This window comes from Kitasatospora sp. NEAU-CNBT7, from assembly GCF_057220535.1.
On record NZ_JBXQQB010000086.1, the window covers coordinates 1 to 6,138 of the forward strand.

Here is a 6,138-nt window from a genome sequence, read left to right on the forward strand (position 1 = left end):
TCGAGATCGTCCGCCGCGACCCCACCACCAGGGGCTTCGTCGTCCAGCCCCGCCGCTGGGTCGTCGAACGCAGTCTTGGCTGGCTGATGAACCACCGCCGCCTGGCCCGGGACTACGAGGCCCTCCCCGCCCGCTCCGAAGCCATGGCCCACGTCGCGATGATCAGCCTCATGACCCGCCGACTCACCGGCGAAAACACCCCAACCTGGCGCGGCACCTGAGCATAAGGACAAGGGACGAAACGCCCAGTCAGAGGCACCGACGACGCCACGGGCTTCGTCGTGCTGCCCAGAAGGTGGCTGGTGGAGAGGACGTCCGCGTGGCTGATGCACTCACGCCGCCTGGCCCGCGACTACGAGGGCCGCACCGACACCACCGAGGCGATGATCCGCTGGTCGATGAGCACGGTCATGAGCCGACGCCTCGCCCGGCGACCACGCTGAACATCCCCGGCCGTTCCTCGACGAGCCGGCCCCGCGCGGCCAGCCGCCGCTTCGCCTTCGACCGCACTCCCTCCACCTTCGTCTGAACCGGCTCCAGCCCGAGTGCCGCCGCGAGCTGCCGACAGTCCATCTCCTCCCCGCCCCGCTCGACCAGGACCTCCACGAGCCGCTGGTAGTCCGGTGCCAGTACTGCCTGGGCGAGTCCTTCGCGCCATTGCGGCTCCACCGAACCGGGCACCGCTGCGGCGACCTGCTCCGGCCCTCAGCGGCCGCCACTACCGACGGCCCTTCTTCGTCGCCGCGAGGAAGGGCCAACACCTCGGCCACCGTCTCACGGGCGATCACGAATCGCTCCCACACGGCCTCCGCCTCCCGCAGTTCGGCCTGAAGGCCCTCCACCCGCTGCCGGGCGGAGCGTTCACGCTCCTCCAGCAGCGCCATCACCGACGGCATCCCGGCACCTCCACCGAAGAGACGACACGACACCCCGTCCCTGTCACCGAAACGCCGAACCTATGCCTGACCAGCGGAAACGCACCCATCACTCACGGAAGGACAACGGCTTCCCATGGCCTCGCCTCAAAGGTGGGGTCAGCGGTGTGTGGTGTATGTCCGCATCGCCGTGTGCAGGAGGCGGTTGGCCGCTCCGGGCAGCGTCAGTTCCCATTCACCCAGCCGCTCGACGACCTGGCCGGATGTGCCGAGCTTCCAGCGCAGCACGCCGAAGCGCTTGTCCTGCGGGTCCAGCGTGTCGCCGACGCCTCCCATGTCGTACTCACGAGCGCCCAGCGCATGGGCATCGCTGAGCATGCGCCACTGCAGGGCGTTGCTCGGGCGTACCTCTCGCCGATGGCTGGCCGACGCCCCGGTGGTGTACCAGGCCGTGGCGCCGTCCGGGGAACGGAACATCGTATGCGCAGCAAGGACTTCGTCATCGTGCCGGGCGGTGTAGAGGCGCACCCGATCCGGCTGCTCCGCGTTGAGGATCTCGTGCTGCCGCTGGAAGTACGCCAAGGAGCGGCCGGTGCGGAACCCGTCGCGCTGCTCCGTGACGCCGAGAAGGGTGTGGAACGCGGGCAGGGCCGCGGGCCCTTCGATCGCGGTTCGTACGCCTTGGTCGCGTGCTTTCTTGATGTTGCGCCGCCATTGCTGGTTGAGGCCGGTCCACAGGTCGTCCCGGCTCTTGCCCGTGAGCGTCACCTCGAAGACCAGACGTGACTGGGCGTCACACCCCGGGCCGGTTTCGCCCTGGCGCTGCCACCCGGCGGAGCGAAGCCGGGCGGCGACTTGAGCGGCCAGCTGCTCCACCTCGTCGGGGGAGATGTGGGCCAGCCTGCGGCCCGGCCCCACAGCCTTCTTCAACGTCGCTGCCTGCCAGCGGAGGTAGGGGATTGGTGGTCCGATCCGTACGGCGAATGCGCCGGCGGCGTGCAGGTGGTCCAGCAACAGGTCCAGCTGGTTGCCGGCGTCGGGACCCGCCCAGTCCAGCACAGGACCGTGCGGCAGGTAGGCGAAGGATCTGCGGGTGCCGGGCATCCGGCGGTACAGCACCAGCGCGGTTCCCAGGATGGTTCCCGATGCGTCCGTCCAGCAGAGCCTCTCGGGTGTCCACGCGGGTTCCTTCACCTGCCCCCAGGCAGGGCACTGCAGGACACTTGAGGGCATCGGGGGCCTGTGCGTCAGGAAGTCCAAGTGGGCCTGCGCGCTGATCGGTGCCAGCCGCAGTGCATGGGAGGTGTCAAGAATTCGCAGTGTCATCTCGTCTCGGATCTTCGAAGTTCCAGGGACCGTGCCAGGACCGGGTGTGGGATCCGCTCTCGGCCCGTGCTGCCTCGGCCGGCCGGGCCCCGCGGCTGTCCGCGAAGGTCACATCTCCAGAGCCTAGGGTTCAGGAGTTCGGGGAACCTCCAGAGAAGGTCAGGGGACAGTTAGGAGCTGTCCGGCCGATCATGTGACTTTTGCTTGCCCTGGTCGTTGGTTCGGGCATGGGGCGGGGTGATCTGACAGATGCCGAGTGGGAACGGCTGCGGCCGTTCCTGCCTGTCAGCAACAGGCGTTGTGGCCGGTGGCGGGACCACCGGCAGGTGATCGACGGGATCCTTCACCGGGTGCGGACCGGGGTGCACTGGCGCGATCTGCCGGAGCGGTTCGGTCCGTGGAAGACCGTCTACGAGCGCCATCGGCTCTGGTCCGCCAACGGCACCTGGGAACGGCTCCTGCAACAGGTCCAGGCCGCGGCCGACGCGGCCGGCGAGATCGACTGGGACATCTCGGTGGACTCCACCATCGTGCGCGCCCACCAGCACGCGGCCGGCGCCCGCACCGACCCACCGCCGGCGCTCACCGGATCAAAGGGGGACGAGTCGTTGGAACACCAGGACGAGACTCCGTGGCAGAGCCTCGTCGGCCGGCTGGTGGAGGTGGTGCGGGAGGCGAGGGCCTGGGGCGTTCACGTGGCGGCTTCACCAGCAAGATTCACCTGAGCGCGGACGGTTTCTGCCGCCCGCTGTCCCTGATCGTCACGGCGGGGCAGCGGGCCGACTGCACCCAGTTCATCCCAGTGCTGGAGAAGATCCGGGTCCCGCGGTTCGAGTCGGGCAGGCCCCGTAAGAAGCCGGACAGCGTCGCGGCCGACAAGGCCTACAGCAACGGTCCTTGCCGCGAGTATCTGCGGCGGCGCGGCATCCGGCACACAATCCCGAAGAAGGCCGACAGCCGGGCCGCCCGCCTGCGCAGAGGATCGCGAGGCGGACGGCCACCCGGCTTCGACGGGGACCGGTACAAGAAGCGCAACACCGTCGAGAGGGCCATCAACAAGCTGAAGAACTCCCGCGCCGTCGCGACTCGCTACGACAAGCGCGGCTACGTCTTCCTCGGCACTGTCACCGCGGCCACCCTGGTCATCTGGCTGCGGGCTTGAGGCCCTCTCACAGGGCGAAGGGCCGGTATTCCAGAGCCTGATCGACGACCTCGACAGCTGTCAGCTCCCGCCCCGTGGGCCAAAAGATCAAGTTGCCCACATAGCCGGCCGGACAGCCGAGGGCTTCGCCCAATGCCTCCAGTACGCCGTACGTTTCGGCATCGTCGGCGTAGTGCGCATCCATGATCTTCTGCACCAACGCAACGGCCGTTGCACGAGTCATCACCGCCACAGCCACCCCTTCCAGAAGAGGGTCAGCCTAGACAGTCACATGATCGACCGGACAGCTCCTAGACGCGGGGCGGTTGGACGTGGTCCGGGGCGCGGTCGCCCTTCCCGCGCGGGGCGCCTGCCGGGCGTGAATGTGCGCCGGGGCACAACCGCCGGTTGTGTCCGGCAGGTGGCCGGGGGAGGTCTCCATGTGCCCGCCGGAGCAGACGTTCCGTTCGTGCAAGAGATCCGGCCGGCGGCCGGAGCCGCAGTGCGCTGCCGGCCCGCCATCGGTACCGGTCGCCGTGTGCCAGCGATGCGGTGGAGGCGGTTCGGGAGGCTGCGCCGGTTTTGGGGGCGGAGTTGACCGCGGTCGGCGTTCATCCTCACGATCCCCCGGCCGGCTCGCGGCTTGCGGGCGCCGGCGGCGGAGACTGGCACAGTGGCCTGGCCCGTGCTTGCGGTGCTCGGCGGTCGGACGGCCCTGCAGCCTGATGAGGCGGCAGAGCCGTGAGCCGCGCCCGGGTCTGCCGTCGCACAGATTCTCAGGACAAGGGGCCGGAGCAGTGACCAGACCTTCACGATGGCTGCAGGCGTTCCTCTGGCGACGCTGGGACGGCCTCCTGACATGCCTCGCCGTCGCAGTCCGCCACCGTGATCAGGAGACGCCGTGACGTGGTGGCCCGCGCCGCGGGGGCGAGCCAGCAGTGAGCGCACGGATCCGCGATCGGGCTGAGTGCCCGCGGACGGGGGCCGACGGTGTGCCGCCTGGGCGGGTCCCGCGGACAACATACGAGTCGGCACGAGCGCCGCGCATCGGTCGCGGGGGAGCGGTTCGTGCGGCCGGAGCAGTGACCGGTGGGTCGATGAGGATCACGGGTCGTTCGCATCTCTGCCGTTGCCCGTCCCAGGTGGGTGGACCGTGGGGTGCGTTCGAGGCCGATCGGGGTCCGTGGTGCCGGAACGGTGGCGCGGATGCCCGAGCAGGCGCTGTTCTCGGCCGTTTCGGGGCGGGACACCCCGTCGGTTCGCCGCAGGCGGCGGGTCGGTCGGCGTGTTCGGCGACAGCCGCCGGTCGGTGGGCGGCATGCCAGCTGGTCGGTCCCGTCCGGCGTCGCAAGGACCCGTGCCGCCTGCTCGGCCTGCTGCCGGTTGTGTGACCACCAGGTCCCGCTGCCCCGCCGGCCCACCGGATACGGTACCGGCGGCCCGTCAAGGAAGGGCGGTCTTCGGATCCGGCGCGAGTTGTGTGGGGACCTGCCCGGTATGCCGGAGATTGGGGACCATGTCGGATGTCCGGTGCCGTGCTGGGCGAGGTCCGGCAGGCCGGGGCGGTGGCCGCCGTGATGACGATGAGATGAGGGCGACCCGCGGTCCGGCGAGCGCGTGCGCCGGGCGCCGCCGCTCGGGCGGGTGTCGTTTCCCGGTCGGGGGTCGCCGGTCTGCCAAGCTCGACGGCATGATCACTCGGATCCGCCCGCTCGCCGCGCAGTGGACCACCGTGGTGCCGGTGCTGGCTTTGGTCCTGCTGCTGCTGACCTGGAAGCGTTCGCTGCCGGGCCCGGTGGTGGCGGTGGTGGCCTGCTTCCTGGCCGGGGCGGTGCTCGCGGCGGTCCACCACGCCGAGGTGATCGCGCACCGGGTCGGTGAGCCGTTCGGGTCGCTGGTGCTGGCCGTCGCGGTGACCGTGATCGAGGTCGCCCTGATCGTCACGCTGATGGCCGACGGCGGCGACAAGAGCGCGGGCCTCGCCCGGGACACCGTCTTCGCCGCCGTGATGATCACCTGCAACGGGATCCTCGGGCTGTGCATCCTGGTCGGCGCGCTCAAGCACCGGGTCGCGGTCTTCAACTCCGAGGGCACCGGAGCCGCCTTCGCCACCATCGCGACCCTGGCCACCATGAGCCTGGTGCTGCCGACCTTCACCACCAGCACCCCGGGCCCGCAGTTCAACCCGACCCAGCTGGTCTACGCGGCGAGCGCCTCGATCGTGCTGTACGGCCTGTTCGTCGCCACCCTGACGGTCCGCCACCGCGAGTACTTCCTGCCGGTCACCCCCGCCGGCGACCTGCTCGACCCGGCCGACCACGGCGACCGCCCGACGCAGCGCACCACCCTCGCCTCGGCGGCCCTGCTCGCGGTCGCGCTGACCTCGGTGGTCGGCCTCGCCAAGGGCGTCTCCCCCACCATCGAGCGGGGGGTGGCGGCCGCGGGCCTGCCGGCCGCCGTGGTCGGGGTGGTGATCGCCCTGCTGGTGCTGCTCCCGGAGACCATCGCCGCGGTGCGGGCCGCCTCCCGCGGCCAGGTGCAGACCAGCCTCAACCTGGCGCTCGGCTCGGCCCTGGCCAGCATCGGCCTGACCATCCCGGCCGTCGCGGTCGCCTCGGCCTGGCTGTCCGGCCCGCTGCTGCTGGGCCTCGGGGCCACCCACATGGTGCTGCTCGCGCTGACCGTCGCCGTCGGCACGCTGACCGTCACCCCCCAGCGGGCGACCCCGCTGCAGGGCGGCGTCCACCTGGCGATCCTGGCCGCGTACCTGGTGCTCGCCGTCAGTCCGTGACGGCG

General features: G+C 70.7%; 3 protein-coding genes and 3 pseudogenes. 4 read left to right on the forward strand and 2 right to left on the reverse strand.

Annotated elements, in window-relative coordinates:
- Both AC2TEW_RS38090 and AC2TEW_RS38095 read left to right on the forward strand, forming a co-directional pair.
- Positions 1 to 221 (forward strand): annotated as a pseudogene (locus tag AC2TEW_RS38090) (IS5 family transposase); the annotation flags it as partial.
- Positions 222 to 242: 21 nt separating this feature from the next.
- Positions 243 to 443: pseudogene (locus AC2TEW_RS38095) on the forward strand (IS5 family transposase); the annotation flags it as partial.
- Positions 444 to 1,034: 591 nt separating this feature from the next.
- Here AC2TEW_RS38095 and AC2TEW_RS38100 read toward each other — a convergent pair.
- Complete coding sequence (locus AC2TEW_RS38100; RefSeq protein WP_484627766.1) at positions 1,035 to 2,201, reverse strand: lipid II:glycine glycyltransferase FemX; 1,167 nt, start codon at positions 2,199 to 2,201, stop codon at positions 1,035 to 1,037.
- Positions 2,202 to 2,428: 227 nt separating this feature from the next.
- Between AC2TEW_RS38100 and AC2TEW_RS38105 the strand changes: the two are divergent.
- Positions 2,429 to 3,363: pseudogene (locus AC2TEW_RS38105) on the forward strand (IS5 family transposase).
- A 7-nt stretch (positions 3,364 to 3,370) separates the two neighbouring features.
- On the opposite strand, the gene AC2TEW_RS38110 reads toward AC2TEW_RS38105, so the two are convergent.
- On the reverse strand, positions 3,371 to 3,586 hold the full coding sequence (locus tag AC2TEW_RS38110) for a bacteriocin immunity protein (RefSeq protein WP_484625167.1): 216 nt from the start codon (positions 3,584 to 3,586) through the stop codon (positions 3,371 to 3,373).
- A 1,446-nt stretch (positions 3,587 to 5,032) separates the two neighbouring features.
- Here AC2TEW_RS38110 and AC2TEW_RS38115 point away from each other — a divergent pair.
- The gene (locus AC2TEW_RS38115) at positions 5,033 to 6,133 is read left to right on the forward strand and encodes a calcium:cation antiporter (protein ID WP_484622056.1); all 1,101 of its coding nucleotides are present in this window, start codon (positions 5,033 to 5,035) and stop codon (positions 6,131 to 6,133) included.
- Positions 6,134 to 6,138: the final 5 nt, after the last annotated feature.